Source organism: Mesorhizobium quangtriensis (genome assembly GCF_040081925.1).
Taxonomy (GTDB): domain Bacteria; phylum Pseudomonadota; class Alphaproteobacteria; order Rhizobiales; family Rhizobiaceae; genus Mesorhizobium_K; species Mesorhizobium_K quangtriensis.
Genome location: NZ_JBEBMF010000003.1, coordinates 1 through 16,896, shown reverse-complemented (window position 1 = coordinate 16,896; position 16,896 = coordinate 1). Strand labels below are relative to the sequence as shown.

General features: G+C 62.7%; 15 protein-coding genes and 1 pseudogene. 10 read left to right on the top strand and 6 right to left on the bottom strand.

The genetic code is table 11. The features are described 5' to 3' along the window. Positions 1-177: 177 nt before the first annotated feature. Positions 178-618 (bottom strand): hypothetical protein, encoded by a 441-nt coding sequence (locus tag ABMA32_RS15790; protein ID WP_349014779.1) that lies wholly within the window; start codon positions 616-618, stop codon positions 178-180. 214 nt (positions 619-832) lie between these two features. On the opposite strand from ABMA32_RS15790, the gene ABMA32_RS15785 reads away from it, so the two are divergent. The 6 genes from ABMA32_RS15785 to ABMA32_RS15760 all read left to right on the top strand — a co-directional run bounded on the left by ABMA32_RS15785 (position 833) and on the right by ABMA32_RS15760 (position 7,425). After that, positions 833-3,346, top strand: coding sequence for a heavy metal translocating P-type ATPase (locus ABMA32_RS15785; RefSeq protein WP_425475548.1), 2,514 nt, complete (start codon positions 833-835; stop codon positions 3,344-3,346). Between the two features lie 13 nt (positions 3,347-3,359). After that, positions 3,360-3,761, top strand: a complete 402-nt coding sequence (cueR, locus tag ABMA32_RS15780; protein ID WP_349014777.1) for a Cu(I)-responsive transcriptional regulator — start codon at positions 3,360-3,362, stop codon at positions 3,759-3,761. 167 nt (positions 3,762-3,928) lie between these two features. Beyond that, positions 3,929-4,561 carry a tyrosine-type recombinase/integrase gene (locus tag ABMA32_RS15775; RefSeq protein WP_349014776.1) on the top strand — a complete coding sequence of 211 codons (633 nt, stop codon included), beginning with the start codon at positions 3,929-3,931 and terminating at the stop codon, positions 4,559-4,561. Positions 4,562-4,864: 303 nt separating this feature from the next. Then, positions 4,865-5,500, top strand: a complete 636-nt coding sequence (locus tag ABMA32_RS15770; RefSeq protein WP_349014775.1) for a recombinase family protein — start codon at positions 4,865-4,867, stop codon at positions 5,498-5,500. 791 nt (positions 5,501-6,291) lie between these two features. Next, a complete protein-coding gene (rnk, locus tag ABMA32_RS15765; protein ID WP_349014774.1) occupies positions 6,292-6,744 on the top strand; it encodes a nucleoside diphosphate kinase regulator in 453 nt (150 codons plus the stop codon). Between the two features lie 144 nt (positions 6,745-6,888). Then, a complete protein-coding gene (locus tag ABMA32_RS15760) occupies positions 6,889-7,425 on the top strand; it encodes a GreA/GreB family elongation factor (RefSeq protein WP_349014773.1) in 537 nt (178 codons plus the stop codon). Between the two features lie 815 nt (positions 7,426-8,240). Here ABMA32_RS15760 and ABMA32_RS15750 read toward each other — a convergent pair. Next, a complete protein-coding gene (locus ABMA32_RS15750) occupies positions 8,241-8,363 on the bottom strand; it encodes a hypothetical protein (RefSeq protein ID WP_349014771.1) in 123 nt (40 codons plus the stop codon). 629 nt (positions 8,364-8,992) lie between these two features. Between ABMA32_RS15750 and ABMA32_RS15745 the strand changes: the two genes are divergently transcribed. Further along, on the top strand, positions 8,993-9,547 hold the full coding sequence (locus ABMA32_RS15745; protein WP_349014770.1) for an NUDIX hydrolase: 555 nt from the start codon (positions 8,993-8,995) through the stop codon (positions 9,545-9,547). A 182-nt stretch (positions 9,548-9,729) separates the two neighbouring features. Next, positions 9,730-10,257 carry a PTS sugar transporter subunit IIA gene (locus tag ABMA32_RS15740; RefSeq protein ID WP_349014769.1) on the top strand — a complete coding sequence of 176 codons (528 nt, stop codon included), beginning with the start codon at positions 9,730-9,732 and terminating at the stop codon, positions 10,255-10,257. A gap of 47 nt (positions 10,258-10,304) precedes the next feature. Here ABMA32_RS15740 and ABMA32_RS24320 read toward each other — a convergent pair whose 3' ends face one another. From ABMA32_RS24320 to ABMA32_RS15725, 4 genes are all read right to left on the bottom strand, one after another. Further along, positions 10,305-10,775, bottom strand: a complete 471-nt coding sequence (locus tag ABMA32_RS24320; RefSeq protein WP_425475547.1) for a hypothetical protein — start codon at positions 10,773-10,775, stop codon at positions 10,305-10,307. Next, positions 10,747-10,893 (bottom strand): lipocalin family protein, encoded by a 147-nt coding sequence (locus ABMA32_RS24315; protein WP_425475546.1) that lies wholly within the window; start codon positions 10,891-10,893, stop codon positions 10,747-10,749. Before ABMA32_RS24315 ends, ABMA32_RS24320 begins: the two co-directional genes overlap by 29 nt. 284 nt (positions 10,894-11,177) lie before the next feature. After that, the gene (locus tag ABMA32_RS15730; RefSeq protein ID WP_349014767.1) at positions 11,178-13,157 is read right to left on the bottom strand and encodes a S8 family peptidase; all 1,980 of its coding nucleotides are present in this window, start codon (positions 13,155-13,157) and stop codon (positions 11,178-11,180) included. Between the two features lie 547 nt (positions 13,158-13,704). Next, positions 13,705-15,690 carry a BTAD domain-containing putative transcriptional regulator gene (locus ABMA32_RS15725; protein WP_425475545.1) on the bottom strand — a complete coding sequence of 662 codons (1,986 nt, stop codon included), beginning with the start codon at positions 15,688-15,690 and terminating at the stop codon, positions 13,705-13,707. 155 nt (positions 15,691-15,845) lie between these two features. Between ABMA32_RS15725 and ABMA32_RS15720 the strand changes: the two are divergent. Both ABMA32_RS15720 and ABMA32_RS15715 read left to right on the top strand, forming a co-directional pair. Further along, positions 15,846-16,564, top strand: a pseudogene (locus ABMA32_RS15720) (DUF1194 domain-containing protein). A gap of 131 nt (positions 16,565-16,695) precedes the next feature. Continuing rightward, a partial coding sequence (locus ABMA32_RS15715) for a hypothetical protein (protein WP_349014765.1) occupies positions 16,696-16,896 on the top strand: 201 nt, incomplete at its 3' end.

The window sequence follows — 16,896 nt, the reverse complement described above, 5'->3', positions numbered from 1 at the left end:
GCACCGTGATCGTGACCCTCATGCGCCTTGGCGGGGGAAAGAGTGGCTGTAATCGCCAGCCATGCGAGCAAGACTCGCAGGCAGCGACAGAGGTCGAAGGTCATGGACGGCATGAGGCGATAGATCCCGGAGTGTCGGCAGCGCGCGCAAGGCGACGCGGCCGAGCCGGTCGCCAGGTCAGGTCATGCGGATCGTTCGGGGCGGCCGCTTGAGGCCGGAGGGACCGATGCCGTCGGGAACCTGGCTTCGGATGATCGCGGAATGCTGTGGTGGCCGTTTCATTGCGCCAAGAGAGGGCGGCGACACGAACACCACGGAAGAGCAGAACTTGCCGCAGCAGGAGCCGTTATCGTCGAACCCCGCCATCGACGACTCTAGATCGCCTGTCGCCGTATGCCCGGCCCCGCCATGGTCGTGGGAATGCCCGGCATGGCTGGCATCGGAACTGTGATGGTGATCGTGAGAGTGGTCGGCTGCGCCACCGGCTGCAGCGTGAACATGCGCCGCCGCGTGGTTATGGCCTTGCGCGGAGGCGCCCTGAAGAACGAACGCCGCCGTCGCAACAAGCACGAGGCTCAGCGCGATCAGCCGGGCAAAGGTGCTCGATAACGTCCGCATTGGTCTCCGGCGCAGAATCGACGGCCTGGTTGCAGCATTCCTCAAGACGCGGCGAAATCAAGGCGGAGCCCAAAGTTGCGTGTCTCGACAACCTGTATCGTGGGTAAGATCATCCTTCCAGCGGGTGGAAGGTCAAGTCCTAAAATACCGCTTGACCCTCTAGTGACTGGAAGGTCCACCAAGGGCGCGATCGGACAACTGGAGGGTCGCAACCATGACCGCTCATGACCACAGTCACCATGGCCACAAAGGCGCCGGCTCCTGCTGTGCAGGGAGCGAACCGATGCAACCCACGTCGGTCATTCGCGATCCGGTCTGCGGAATGACGGTGGATCCGAAAGCCGGCAAGCCGCAGTTCGACCATGACGGCCACGTCTATCATTTCTGCAGCGCGTCCTGCCGGGACAGGTTCGCCAAGGCGCCGCATTCGTTCCTGACAGCGGTCGACCCGGTCTGCGGCATGACCGTCGACCGCGCGACGGCGGCTCACTTCGCGCGCCGCGAGGGCGAGGGCTTCTACTTCTGCTCGACCGGCTGCAAGGGGAAGTTCGAGAGCGAACCGGTGCGCTATCTCGGGGACCGGCCCAAGCCGGAACCCATGCCGAAGGGCACGCAATACACCTGCCCGATGCATCCGGAGATCGTGCGCGACAAGCCAGGCTCGTGTCCCAAATGCGGCATGGCGCTGGAGCCGATGGGCGTGCCGACCGGCGACGAGGGTCCCAACCCGGAACTCGTCGACTTCACGCGCCGGCTGTGGGTCAGCGGCGTCCTGTCGATCCCGCTGCTCCTGATCACCATGGGGCCGATGCTCGGCCTGCCGTTCCGCGAATGGCTCGGCGAGCGTACCGCCATCTGGATCGAGTTCGCGCTGGCGACGCCTGTCGTCCTCTGGGCCGCCATCCCGTTCTTTCATCGCGGCTGGGACTCGATCGTCAACCGCAGCCCGAACATGTGGACGCTGATCTCGATCGGCGTCGGCGTCGCCTATCTCTACAGCGTCGTCGCGACGCTCTTCCCGGATCTGTTCCCGCACCAGTTCCGCGGACATGGGGACGCCGTGCCGGTCTATTTCGAGGCCGCTGCGGTCATCGTCGCCCTCGTGTTCCTCGGACAGGTTCTTGAGCTTCGCGCACGGGAGCGGACGGGATCGGCGATCCGGGCGCTTCTAGACCTCGCGCCCAAGACCGCACGGCGGATTGCCGCGGACGGCGCCGAGAGTGACGTCCCGCTCGATGAAGTCATGGCGGGTGACCGGCTGCGCGTCCGGCCGGGCGATGGGGTGCCGGTCGACGGCACGGTCCTGGAGGGCCGGACATCGATCGACGAAAGCATGATCACCGGCGAACCCCTGCCGGTCGAGAAGACCGAGGGCGACACAGTCACCGGCGGAACGCTCAACCGCAATGGAACTCTGGTGATCCGGGCCGACAAGGTCGGCGCCGACACGATGCTGTCGCGCATCGTCGAGATGGTCGCAAAGGCACAGCGTTCGCGCGCGCCGATCCAGGGCCTGGCCGACCGCGTCTCCTTCTACTTCGTGCCGACGGTGGTCCTGGTCGCGATCGCCGCCTTCGTGGTCTGGGCGCTGTTCGGTCCCGAACCGAGCATGATCTTCGCCATCGTCTCGGCGGTCTCCGTGCTCATCATCGCCTGTCCATGCGCGCTCGGCCTCGCCACGCCGATGTCGATCATGACGGCGACCGGACGCGGCGCGCAGGCGGGCGTCCTCATCAAGGACGCCGAGGCGCTGGAGCGTTTCGCCAATGTCGATACGCTGATCGTGGACAAGACGGGCACCCTGACCGAGGGACGGCCGAAACTGACCGACGTGATGGCGGCGGACGGGTTCGACGAATCCGACCTGCTGGCGCTCTCGGCGGGCCTGGAGCGCGGCTCGGAACATCCTCTGGCCGAGGCGATCGCCGAGGGCGCCGAGGCGCGCGGCCTGGCGATCTCAGCAGCATCGGACTTCGAGGCCATAACCGGAAAGGGCGTGTCCGGAACCGTTGACGGCCGCCGGGTCGCGCTCGGCAATGCCGCGATGATGGAGGACCTGAACGCCGATGTTTCCGGCCTGTCATCGAAGGCCGACGCGCTTCGCTCCGAGGGCAAGACGGCGATGTTCGTCGCCGTCGACGGCAAGCCGGCCGGCGTCGTCGCGGTCGCCGACCCGATCAAGTCCACCACGGTCGACGCCATCCGGGCGCTGCATGAAACCGGGCTGAGGATCATCATGGCGACCGGCGACAACGAACGCACGGCAAGGGCGGTCGCCGCGAAGCTCGGCATCGACGAGGTGCGCGCCGACATGCTGCCGGAAGGCAAGCAGCAACTCATCGAAGAATTGCGCGCCAATGGGGCAAAGGTCGCCATGGCCGGCGACGGCGTCAACGACGCGCCCGCGCTCGCCGCGGCCGATGTCGGAATCGCCATGGGCACGGGTGCGGATGTCGCCGTCGAAAGCGCCGGGATCACGCTGGTGAAGGGTGACCTGAATGGCATCGTCCGCGCTCGCATTCTGTCCCAGGCGACGATCAGGAACATCAAGCAGAACCTGTTCTTCGCATTCGTCTACAACGCGCTCGGCGTTCCGGTGGCAGCCGGCGTCCTCTATCCGGTCTTCGGGACGCTGCTTTCGCCGATGATCGCGGCGGCGGCGATGAGCCTGTCGTCCGTCTCGGTGATCGCCAACGCGCTGCGCCTGCGCACGCTCAAGCTCGGGTGAAGGGAGAGCAGCCATGAACATCGGGACGGTTTCGGAGCGCTCGGGTCTGCCGGCCAAGACCATCCGCTACTACGAGGACATCGGGCTGATCGCGCCGGACCGGCGTGAGAACGGCTATCGCGACTATTCGACGGAAGATGTGCACCGTCTTCGTTTCCTCCAACGCTCGCGAAGCCTCGGCTTCTCGGTGGAGGAGTGCCGTCAGCTTCTGTCGCTTTACGGCGACCGGGATCGCGAGAGCGCGGATGTCAAGACGATCGCAACGGTAAAGCTTGGTGCGATCGACCGCAAGATTGCGGAATTGCAGGGCCTGCGCGACATGCTGAGTCACCTGGTGGAAACCTGCCACGGCGACCACCGGCCTGAATGCCCCATAATAGACGGTCTTTCCGGCAGAAACTCCGTCGACCACTGACACCTCGATTTGCGGGTCCTATCCGCAACACTCTCCGCCGGAGGGGACGACTGCGGATAAGGGGCTCAAGAGACGGGCTTAGAAATGTCCTCTTGAAAGTCGGCCATCCGGTTACTCCCAGCTGCAGCGTCTTCTTTCTTGGCCAATCAAGGCCGAGGAGAACTTACATGGGCCATTCCGTATTCGACGATGCGAGCCGCGAGCGCGCGGCCTGGAACGCCGGCAAGAAGGTCGGGACCAAGCGTCCGTTCACCCAGAAGCAAATCTGGGCAATTCGCTTTTTCCTCGATCGCGAGAGACGCGTTCGGGACCGGGCGCTGTTCGATCTGGCGATCGACAGCAAGCTTCGCGGATGTGACCTAGTCAAGATCAGGATTCGCGATCTGGTTGCCGGACCGGAGGTCAGAACTCGTTCGACCGTAATCCAGCAGAAAACGCGGCGGCCAGTCCAGTTCGAAATCACCTCGGACGTGAGAGCGAGCTTGCTGGCGTGGCTCGAACGACGTGGAGGCTCGGTCGAGGACTATGCATTCCCGAGTCGGATCGATCACTCTCGACACATGAGCACAAGGCAATACGCGAGACTGGTACATGAATGGGTGACCGCGATCGGTCTGCGGCCGGAAGAGTACGGCACCCACTCGCTCCGGCGCACGAAGGCATCGATGATCTACAGGGCGACGGGCAACATTCGCGCTATCCAGATCCTGCTTGGTCACTCGAAGATCGAGAACACGGTGCGCTACCTCGGCGTCGACGTGGAAGACGCGCTCCTGTTGGCCGAGAGAACCGAGATCTGATGTGAAGCGGCCATTCGAACCTAGCGCGGATGGCTGCTCACCGCGTGCATTCTGAGAGGCCACCTCGGCAGTCGGTTTGTAGGAGGGTGGCGGCTTACCGTCGATTGATCCCTGCAACCGGACAGTCCGTTCTCGGCCCCGTTGCTGCCATCCGCACTCCTCAGCTAAGCCTCCTGAGATTGACCGATGAGGTATACGTCAACGTACACTTCGATCGCCTGCAAAATGAGTGTCCGCAAGAGTTGAAAACGGTCAGCGGACATCTCATTTAACGGACATAGCTCTTTCGTACAGGAGAGGTCCGTGCCAAAGATAGTTCTCTATGCCCGAGTTTCGACTTCTGATCAGACCCTGGACCATCAACGGCATCAGGCCGAAGCGGCCGGCTTCAAGATCGACAAGGTCATCGCCGATCACGGGGTCTCAGGCGTCTCGACCAAATTGGCGGATCGGCCGCAGGGCAAGCGACTGTTCGATTTGCTTGCTCCCGGTGACACCTTGGTTGTGCGTTGGGTAGATCGGCTGGGCCGCGATTACAGGGATGTCTCGAACAGCATTCGGCATTTCATGGATGAGGGAGTGGTCGTCAAAACCGTCATCAACGGAATGACGTTTGATGGTTCTACCAAGGATCCTATCCAACAGGCCGTCCGTGACGCACTCATAGCCTTCATGGCCGCATTGGCTGAGGCTCAAGCGGTTGCAACGAAAGAAGCACAGAAAGCGGGCATAGCAGCTGCGAAGGCCGATCCGTTAACGTACCGTGGACGCAAGCCAAGCTACTCGCGACCCCAGTACCTTGCCGTCGTCTCAATGCTTGATGCCGGCTCGGGCGCCTCGGCGATATCCGCTGAGACCGGCCTCACGCGCCAATCGATACTCCGCATCCGCGAGGACCGTGTTGGCGCAGAAAGGGCTCTATCCGTTTGGGGGCTTTAGATCTTGGATCAGTAGCGCGAACGACCGGTATGGGGCCGTAAGGAGACAGTCAGCTTACGGCGGAGAAAACTAGGGAAGCTGCCGATGATTTGGCTCGGCCGAACCGCCGCGCGCGACCGGTGATCGCGCTGTTACCGAAGCCCCGGGATGGCACCCACCCGGTCTGCCGCCTCCGCCAGCGCATGGTGTTGCCGTTTACGGCGGCTGCCCTCGCGCCAATACAGACCGACCTCACGCTGCTGAAGCACGGCGGGGAAGCGTAGCTGGGATTGTCCTGGTCTCCTGGATGCACGGTAGACTCCTCTCATTCGTCAGCTTCGTTGCAGCAGGCTGGCCCGGTGACACAGTACGAAGAGCGTCACCGACCCTCGGCGGTCAGGTTTGCCGCTGTCGGGACAGGCGATCAACCCGGAAGCATAGGAGATCGGAGGCGCTTTGATCCCGAAAATGCGTCGTCAGCCTGCCGCGTTATGACAAGTCGAGCGGACACCGCAGCGGGATCGCTTCCTGTTATCGGTAGGCAGGACTCGTTAGCTTGACTTTGCTCCCGCAAAGGCCCACGTCTGTGGCATGTGCATGAACGACCGCCACCTTCTGACCTTTTACAGGGTGTGCCCCATCGCGGGCATCTGACCCCCGGCCAGGTCGCGTCGCGCCCGGCCGCGGGGCATAGGCTGAATTCCGGTTCGCCGGAGCTGCCTTCACTAAAGCGGCAAACAATTCCAGATCACCGAAGATGTCCGTCACGCCACTGCTGCGTGCGCGCGTCGTTTACATGAGAGGGCCCAAAGATGGCTCAGCCGACCAAGAAGAACCGCAAGCCGGCTATCGCCGTGACGCGCACCGACAGCGAGCGCCTGTGGCGGCTCGCCGAATCCTTCGCTCACCGCAACCGCGCCGTGGCGGAAGAACTGCTCGCGGAACTCGACCGCGCGAAGGTCGTCGAGGACGGCCGGCTCGCGCCGGACGTGGTGCGCATGGGATCGTCCCTGCGCTTTACCAGCGATCTCGGCGAGGACAGGAACGTCACGCTGGTGTTCCCGGGCGAGGCCGATATCGCCGAAGGCAAGGTATCGATCCTGACCCCGATCGGCGTCGCGCTGATCGGCCTGTCCGCCGGGCAGTCGATCGACTGGACCGCGCGAGACGGGCGCGTTCACCGCCTGACGGTGGAATCCGTCCGCCCACCGATGCCTTCTGCGCTTCCGGCAGGGGCTTCGCAGGAACTGCGGACAGCGTCATGACCGCAATCCGGCCGCCGTGCCGCCTCTCGTTGTTCGGGGGGTGCCTCATCGCAGGATAGCCGCCCCTGAGCCGCGCCATGCGGCCAGGGGATTCTCCAATGCGCCAAACCGTAACCGCTCCCAGCAGAGCGATGGAGAACTGCTATGACCAGAGAGACCTGCTTCCTGACGACCAAGGACTTCACGATCCTGGAGGTCATGCGCGACCGTTGCCTTGGACGTGACGACTCACTCGCCCCGATCCTCAACCGAAAGATCGAGTCCGCGACCGTGATGTTCCGCGACGACATTCCGGTGAACGTGGCTACGCTCAGCAGCCGTGTGACGTTCAGCGTCGACGGCCGAGAGCCCGACAGCCGCATCATCTCGCACGATCGGATGACCTCTCCCATCGGGATGTTCCTCCCGATCACGACAGCGCGCGGGCTTGCGCTTCTCGGGCTCTCCGAGGGCCAGGAGTTCACGGTCGAGAACGCCGACGGCAAGGAGGAGCGAATTCTGCTGCATCAGGTGCTTTACCAGCCTGAGGCGGCGAGGCGGGAGAAAGAAGCTCTGCAACACGCAGGCCATCCCGCTGCGGTCAAGCCGGCGCTGCGCCTGATCAGAGGCGCTTTCTACGATCAGCCACGGCTAGTCCCGGCCCATGACGGGTTCGACGATCCCGGCCCCTCCGCGGCCTGAGCGAGCGCCGCGGCGCAGGAGCAACCTATGTTCGACTATACGATCCTGGCCGCCGCGGCCTTCTTTGCGGGAACGCTGAACACCGTTGCGGGCGGCGGCACGTTCCTGACCTTCCCGGCGCTGGTTTACACGGGGGTGCCTCCGGTATGCGGGGGCGCCCATCGCAAGGGCGCTGCCTGCGTCCGTTGTGCGGATGATCGTGATCGCTGTCGGAGCCTCGATGAGCGCCCTCTTCTTCTGGCGAGCCTTCGCATGAATCGTCCGCTGCATTCCCGGTCAGGAGCGGTGCTGATCCGGCACTGGCGCCGGGGACCAGCTATCCGGCGGTCTCCGGGGTAGCCGGCATCAACGCAGGCCCTGCGCATCGCGTCCCCTCCGGTGCTTCCGCACGCCTGACTCCCAGCTTCCGGGCAGGCCGCCGACTGCGGCTCTCGGCCCGGCCATTTTCGGAGACTGACATGTCTGATCATAACAATCCTCGCCCGCGGTCCTCTTTAGCGCGGATGATCGTCCGTGGGTTCGGACGGTGGCAGAGGCGCAAGGCGATGGACCAGCTTCAGGCCTTGGACGACAGGGAACTCTGGGGCATCGGCTTATCCCGTAACGACATCCCGCGCGCGGTCGAAGGACTCTTCCAAGACAAGTAGCCGGTCCCGGCTCAGGTCACTTGCTTGAATGGAGATTGCCAATTGGACATGACGACCAAGGTCATAATCGCGTGCGGCACGCTTGGGCTGATGCTCATCGCGTTCGCGGTTCTCTGACCCTTTGACGAAGCCCTGCACGCGGAGAACTTTCCGCGTGCAGGGCTTTTCCTATCGCCGCTTGCCCGGCATCGTCGCTCGCACCATGAGCTCCGACACGGAACCGGTTCCGGTCTTCTCTGCCTTTTGCAGCTTGGGCTTTCGGGCTTCCTTGTTGCCTTTCCGTTTTGCCATGACGGCTTCCTTCCTGACGGCGCCGCGCACGGCTGCATGGCAGCTCGCGGCGCGGTTGATCCATGATGTGAAAGGAATGTCCCTGGCCCGCCGCCCGAGGCTGCACGAGCCAGGGCTAGATGCCGTTTTTCGGACGCTTCCGGAAAGGAAGCCGTATGTCGGAGTAGGTAGTCACCGCCGCATCTTGGCCAGACGACAGGCGATGTCAAACCGTCTTTCCAGCGGAATGCCGTCGGCCGGGCGACATAAGGTCGCCTCGTAATGAAGGCTGCGAACGGCTATATCCACGGCATGTGCATGGAGACTTTCATCAAGGTTTCGAGGCTTGCCGGGAACGGTCGCATCCGCCCCCGGAGCAGGCTTCCTCACCCTGATTTCCGCACCTGATCCTGCTCCGGGAAATCTCTACGAAACCTGCGGTCTGATCCTGCGGCGCCGAGCGCCGCATCGATGGAGTGTCCGATGAGAGCCCCCCGTTCACGGCTGATATGCCGTCCCTGCAACCGCCATCTGCCCCTCTCCGCCAGCCGATGTCCCTGGTGCCTGTCTCCGCCCGCCCATAGCTCCGCGGGCCCGTCCCGGATTCCCGCGCTTTCGCGCGTTATCTCGTCGGAGATGGGGGCGCGGTCATGATGCGGTCCATCAGCAACCCGGCAGCTTCCGGCGACATCCTGAAGGAACACGCAGCGCTCCCGTGGCGCATGAACTGCGACGGGAACCTCGAAGTCATGCTCCTGCGCCCGCGGAGGGGCGGAAGCTGGCGCGTTCCGGCAGCCCGCTGTTCCGGCACGAGAACGGAGCTCCAGTCCGCCGACCGCGCGGCCTTCCATGAAGCCGGCATCACGGGAAGGGTCGGTTCCGAACCGCTCGGGCGATACGTGGCGCTGAGACTCCGACCATGCGGCAGCCGCAAGGCGATCGAGGTGACGGTCCATGGGCTCCATGTCTGGGGCACCTTGGTCAGCTGGCCGAACGACGTGAAGGTGATCCGTCGCTGGATGCCTCCTGCCGAGGCGGCGGTCTCGATCGAAGAGGCCGGGCTTCGCGAAATCTTCGCGTCCCTCGTCTCGGGCGCGGCGCCTGTCCGGGCGGAACTGTCTTCAGGCCGACCTGTGGCAGTCCGCAACGGGACCGTTTCAGGGCTTGCTTCGTCGGCAGCAACGGGTAGGTTCGCTCCATGCTGAGAATGCCAGCCTTCGTGCGCCTCGACGGCGCGCGCCTGCTCAAAGCGGGCATCTAACCCGGACGCGATCTGACCCCTGGCTCAGCGTCCGGGTCCGCCAAGGCTCAAGCAACCTCATTCGATCTTCGCGCCCGCGATCGCGGGCGGTCGCCTGCGGCGTTCGGCCGTGGCGGGGAGTCATTCATGGAAATCCTCGATCTCCTGCGTCCCCAGGACGTCCTGATGCGCCATCCGGCGCAGGCGAAACGCCCGCTTCTGGAGGCCATGGCGCGCCAGCTTGCTTCTCGGACCGGACTTGCTTTCTTTTCAGTTCTGTCGGCACTGCTCGACAGGGAGAAGCTCGGCGCTACCTGCATCGGCCAAGGCATCGGCATGCCTCACGCGATGCCTGGCGGATTGGGGGAGCCGGCTCCTGTCCTTGCAGTCCTCGAACATCAGATCCCTTACGACGCGTCCGACGAGCAGTGCGTGGATGTCGTACTCGGGGTCGTCTGGCCGCGCGAGGGCTCGACTGAATTCCTGAACGCTCTGGCGCGCTTCTGCAGGCACCTCTCCCGTCCGCAGGTCTTGAAGAAGGTCAGAGCCGCTGCGTCGGCCGAGGAGGTCTTGCAGCATCTCGGTGAGCCCAAGGACTCCGGTTGTGCCTCGATCCCTGGCCTGTCGGCGATGATGCCTCGAACGCAGGCAGCAACAAGGTGGGCTTGGAGATGAGCGCGATGACGATGGATCGACCCTCGTGCTGGCTGGACGGCCGGATGTCAGATCAGGATCTGGCGGACGCGCTCGGATGCGACATCGCATTCGTCCACGGTGTCTTGGAGCGTTGGGGCCAGAACTCCCTTTCCAGGGCGCCCGCAGAGCGAACACAGGGCGTGCAGACCTGCACAAGGCTGGCGATAGCCCACGCGCTGCACACGACCGGCGCGCTGACGCTGGCCGACGCGGCCGCCGTGGCGGCTGGAAGCTGGCAGGTTTCGGCATCCCTGCTGAAACTCCTGGAGTTCCGTCCGCGAGGCTGCCAGCCCGGCGACGGTGATGGCGAACCGGACCCGCTGATGCAGTTCGTCCCGCATGCGGCGGAGGCCATCCCGATCGCCGCTGCCGACGAGTATCTGGATGTGGCGGACGGCCGACGGGTCTACTGGCGCAAGCCACGGCGCGACGCACACTTGCTCGCCTGCGATCTCCGCGTATCGGCGCTCAGCGAAGGAGTTTTCGAAAGCAGCCACAGAAATCTGCGATCGACGTGCCGACCAGGGAGACCAAGTAATCGTCGGCGAGGTTCAGAACCCAGTAGTCGCCTTTGGTGAAGGGTATCCACCGGACGAACTCGGGCAGGAACGTCACTTTGAGGCGAGACCTGCCTTAGTCGACCGGCGTGGCCTCGCCTTGGCCTGCTGCCGGTTCGTGGACACCGAGATAAAGTGTTTGCCGGAACTGGAGAATGGATATGCGGCGAAGGAAGTTCAGCCGCGGGTTCACGCTTGAGGCGGTGAGGCTGGTGAAGGATCGGGGCGTTCCGTCAGCAGGCGAACAGCTAGCGGCGTGAACGAGCTGGATCGATAAATATCCGACGGACCACTGTCATGTTCCAAAGCCCAAGCTGACATTCTGTAGCTCTGCCGCGACCTTCAAAAGGCTTGCCGCAGGCTTGCCGAGACCGTCTGCGTTGTCGCGTTTTCCTGGAAGAGGCCGCTGTACGCGATGATGCCGGACGTGTTTCCGTCGTTTCCGGTGACCTTCAAATCTGCCCCGATTCTGAGGATGTGCTCGCCGACCTCGGCTGTCGTTCCCTCTATGCTTGTGCCCAGAAGTTTCGCGTAGGTCAGGTAGTCGCGGTCTCCCGCGAGGTAAGAGTAGCCGGCATCGAAGGACGCGCGGGCAACAAGGCTCTCGAATTGGATTTCGGGCGACCGGAACCTGACGCCAGGACCGATTTCGAATTGTCCGAAGTTTGAAGACTGAACGGATAGCGAGAATATGCCAGCCCCTGTTTCCTCGAAAACCGCTGTATCCTGCCAGCGGATAGCGGCGGCGACGTATGGCGCCACCTCGTAGCCGTTGGAAATCCACTCACGGCCGAAGCGGCCGTCCAGTTCCCCAGCCCAGGTAGCGGGTGAACTGGCGCCGACCGGCGTCAAGGATGTGCCCTGTGCGCCGGAAATGTTGGACCGCGTTATCGACTGGTCAAAGTAGGCCGCCTGGCCGACGCCGGCCGCGAACCAGCCGTCGCTCTTCCAGTGTCCATAGGCAAGAAGATGGTAGCCATCCTCGTCAGCATCGTCGCCCGGAACGTCGCTCGTCAGATCAGTGCGAGAATAGCCCGCGGCGATGCCGAAGCGTTCCGTATCGGTAGCTATAAGGTCCACGCCGAGCAAGGCGGCGGTTGTCTCGCTTTCGGCTCCCGGATTGTCGGGCGCTGCCCCGAGGTGGGAGGCGCCATACAAGGCTCCAACCCAGACCCTGGGATGTGGTCCGTCGTCTTCGCCAGCGAGTGCTATGCCGTCTCCCTTGCCTTCGAGCGGCCAGAACGACGTAAATGCGGCAGCCTGATCGCCCGCGAAGACAGCCGAGCCGGTATCATCCTGGGGGATGGCCGCAGCGACGTGCTGAAGCGTCGAGAAACGCGACCAGGCAGCGTTGGCGAAGAACGAAGCTGTCTCCGGTTCGATCATGTCGACAATGTTGCCGAGGTTGAGCAGACCCCAGCCGTAGATTTCGTCTATGCCCGGTGCGCCGAGGTCGGTTGCCGTCTGGAAAGCGATCCGGGTCAACTCGGACCCCGACGCGTTGGGGAACATCTGCTTGGCGATCGCGAGCGACCCGGTGACATGAGGCGCCGCCATCGAAGTGCCGGATTCCGTATAGTAGGCATCCGTTGTCCAGGTAGAATAGATGTCGCTGCCCGGAGCAGAAATGCACCACCTTGCGGCAACACCGCAGGCATTGGAAAACGATGACAATTCGAGCGCCTGGTTCACCGATGCAACGGCTACCCAGTTCGATTCAAGCTCAGGGAAAAAGTATGGGAGTGCGGGTTGTGGTAGCGGATCCGGAAAATGATTGTTGCCGGCTGACCAAACCAGCACGGCATCGGCGCTTACCGCGCGACGATATGCTTCCAGCGCCGCCGTGCCCACTTCGGACCGAACGTCTGATACGCCTGGAAGTTCGCGGATATCTGTAATCGAACCCCAGGAATTGTTGAACAGACGGATTCCTGCCGCGATCGCTGCATCGTAGCCGTCCGCCGTCTGCTGATTACCCAAGTGATATCCGTTCGACGCCCTGAAAACGCGGATAGAAGACAACAGCACGCCGGGCGCCACACCCTGCATGCCCGTGCCATCCTGCGCGGCGCCTATTATGCCGCCGACATGTGTGCCATGGTTCCCGTCATCGACATCATCGAACTGGAATACATCAGCGCGCCCGGAGAACTCCGGGTGGGAAAGCTGCATCGAACCATCGACCACGCCAACCCGGACGCCGGCTCCCGTAAGGCCCCTCTGGAGTGCCTTGTCGGCTCCGATGGCCGCAAGTCCCCAGTTGGCGGAAAATTCTACGGGATCGATCGGCTGTATGTCCGGCGAACTTAGCGTGACAGGCAACGACGCATCGGCGATCCGCGCTGCGAATTCGTCGGACCCATCAACATCCCAATTAGCAACTTGAGCGTGGGATACGGTCGGAAGCACCGACAGAAGTGTATAGAAAAATAGTCTGACGCACATAGAAAAGTTCCCCCTCCCGGACTGCAACTGCGCGCATAAATTGGCGAAAAAGGCCGATCCCCCCATTTTCTATCTCGGCTATAAACACCGCTCGTCACAACAGCGTCTAGCGGAGGCTGCCGAATGGCATCCTGCCGTTATATTAGCGTTAGAGCACCGTTATGACCCAAGATTTCGTGTAGTCTGACTGCTTGCGGACATCTCACTCCAAGCTTCAGAATATATGATGGTGAAATCCAAGTCAGCAGCCGCGTGTAAGCACTCATCCGCATGTAGTGGCACGACAGTCTTCGAGGGTTCCGTTCTCGCCAGTCGCTTTGGGGATTTGCGGTAGCTCTAGTGCACAGGAGTTTCCCGGGGAAACTTCGTGGCGCTCTACCTCCTCGATTCCGCGTGTCAGCGGGTCACAACTGCCAAGCCAATATCAGCTATCTGGAAGGCCGGCCATCGACAGCATATCGAGGAACCGGGAATGATGCTGATCCATCACATATCGCGGCACGAAACCGGGCGAGACATTGCCCCGATTGAGATACGGAAGCTGGGACAGGCAGTGGTGTACCGCGCGGATTGCCTCCTCCTTGTTTCCGGTGGCGGCCGCCGCTGCGGCCCAATAGAGCGCTCCCCGAACGAAGTCGGGCTTCGCTCTGACCACCTTGCGAGCGACTTCGAGCGCCCGCCTGTCGTTGCCACCGGCGAAGTAGGCCATTACCAAACTGTGATGGCGCCAGAAATCGATAACGTCATGGGTCCCAAGACGAATCCCCTCTTGGGCCTCCCGGATTGCCTCCTTCACCTGCCCGCGCAGCGCATATAGCATCGCTATGTCGCCTCTAGCCGTAGGATAGCTCGGGTTGAGGTCTATCGCGTGCCGGCATTCGACAATGGCTTCCTCGATCCGGCCGGAACACTCAAAGGCGAAAGCAAGGATGCATCGCGCAATTTCATCGTCAGGAACGGCCCGCACCGCCGCCTGCGCAAGCTCCAGGGCACGCTCGATCTGCTCCGCTTTCCATGGAAGCGCCCCAAAGGCAACGCCCACCGTGATAGCGATGGAGAGCGTGCGCTTTGCGCGGGCGTTGTCAGGCGCGATGGCGAGCGCGTTTTCGGCGAGTTCGACCGCAATCGGGAGCGATTCCCGAGTCATTTCGAAGTACTTCATGAGAGCTTCGTTTACGAGCCTGCGCACCTCCGGAGGGCCGGGCGGGCTCTTGTCGCGAACCTTCCAGTTCGAAAGCTGAAGCTCGAGCGTAACCGCTAGCACAACGGATTGCGCGATCCGGTCCTGGAACTCGAGCGCGTTCTCGGAGCGGCTGTCAAATTTCTGGGCCCACACGTTGTGGCCGCTGGCGGCGTCCATGAGTTGAACGTTCACCCTCAGGTCATTGTGGGATCTCTGGATGCTACCGCTCAGCACGTAACGCGCCCGCAGCGGCCCGGGAATATTGGGTTCATCGCCCGGGTCGCCGTATTCCGCCGGCGAGAAGCCGGAAAGCACGACATAGTCGCTCACCTCGGAGAGCGCCGTAGAAATGTCCTGGACGAGCCCGCGGGCGAAGTAGTCGTCGGCCAGATCGTCTGTTACATTGACGAAGTTGGCGACTTTAATGGATGGGCGGGCGCGATGCTGGCCGGCCGGAACGCCGGTAGTCGAATGCAGATGAAGCGTAGGCCGCGCGACATTCCCGCCCGACATCATGGATTGCCAGAGCGCCTGTGTCTCGGGGCTGACCCCGACGCCAAATTCCTTCTTCAGCATGCTTGCGCACGCTTCGTATGTGCGCATCGCCCGGTCGCGCTGGCCGTATGCGACAAGCAGTTCGATCTTCAGCCGGTAGGAGGCTTCCCGAGTCGGCTCCATCGCCAGCAATCGATCGGCCAGGGCCAGTCCGGATTGCGGATCGACGAGGCAGGCAAGCTTTTCGAGAGACTCCAGCGCCCGGTTCAGCAACCTGTCGCGCTCTGACGCCACCCAGTCGTCGAACGGCCCGCTGTCCAGAAAGAATCCGTCGAGAAACGGTCCACTGTATGCTCCAACGGCCATCTCAAGTTCCTGCGGCGAGCGGGCGGCTAAGCCTGCTTCGAAATCCTCCACGTCGGTTTCAACGGCGTTCGCATCCAGGCCAATCGTGTCATTCCGGGCTTGGAGGATGGCCACCCCGGCCTGCGAGAAATCCCGCCGCAGAAGACTGAGAGTTTGCCTGAGGCTGTTGCGCGAATGTTGGCTGTCGCTCCATAGCAGGTCGGCCAATTTCTCCCTCGGCGCCATCATCCCAGGGTAACGTGCAAGATATGCGATGATCGCCGGACCTCGCTTGCCGGTAAGTCGGACCTGACCGTGCCGCCCTTCGATCCGGAAGCCTCCGAACAGCGAAAATCGCAGCCTGGCAGTAATGTCGCTAGTCGTCATCGCTCGGAAAGTTTTGCCTTGGGCCTCTTCTAACGGAACCCTAATGCAAAACTAACGCCGCGCAAGAAGCGCCTCCGCCGGCCCAAACGCGATCCTGACGGCAGTTCGATTAGCTGTACTTCACGGGTTGGTCGCGAACAGTAATTGGGGGAACAATGAAGGCGGATTCATACCTTTGCTTGGTTGGATGCTTGATCGGGGCATTTGCGGCTTCGATGCCTTGGCGGTCGCATGCGCATGCAGCCGAGGTGGACGTCGCAATAGTCTTTGCCGTTGATGTCTCATCCTCGATCGATCCGGACATCGCTGATCTGCAGCGTAACGGCCACGCCGAGGCGCTCACCTCGCCGGAGATCCTTCGGGCGATCGCCCGCAATCATATCGGTTGCATCAGCGTGACCTATTTCGAATGGTCGAGCCCCGGTCGAACGAGGATCGGCCTTGGACGAAGATCTGCCGACGCGAAGACGCCGAGGCGGCAGCTTCGGTGATCCGCGCCAAAGGTTATGACGGTATGGGCCGCAGAGAGAGAGCCGGGACGTCGATGTCCTCAGCGATTGACGTCGCGGCTCTGTTTTTTGATCGGCTTCCGCACGAGGCCATCAGGAAAGTGATCGACATCTCCGCCAACGGCAAAAACAACGATGGACTCCCCGTCGAAGCTAGCAGGCTGAACGCAATCGCCAAGGGATACACCATCAACGCCATCGCAGTTCCGGACCAGGATCCCCGTATCCAACTGGCATCGTACTTCGCTGAGAATGTCATCGGCGGCCCCTCCGCCTTCGTCATCGCGCCAACGGACATAACCGACTACACGGCCGCCCTCCGCCGGAAGCTCGTAACCGAAATGTGCCTGAACGTTAACCCGTAATCCAGCACCCGCGCGACGCCAACGTCCGCAAATGAAGGGCGGTGGCATCCTCCTAACCCCCCATGTTCGGCGCTACCCGCTTGTGACGTCGCCACCGGCGATGTCCGCTTTTAGGAAGCTACGGAGCCGCCGTGAACGACCGCAACGGCGAAGGGTTTCGGGTGCCGGCAGGCGTACGAAAGCCTCTCATGCAGGAAGCCGCGGGCCACGGTCGATGGCTATGGGGATTTCGATGTGCGGCCGATGTCGGCGATGGCGCGACTGCCACTGGGGAGCGTGAGGATGGACGCGGACTGAAGGCTTCTTTGCGCCGCCGCGCGGTGTTGTCGGCC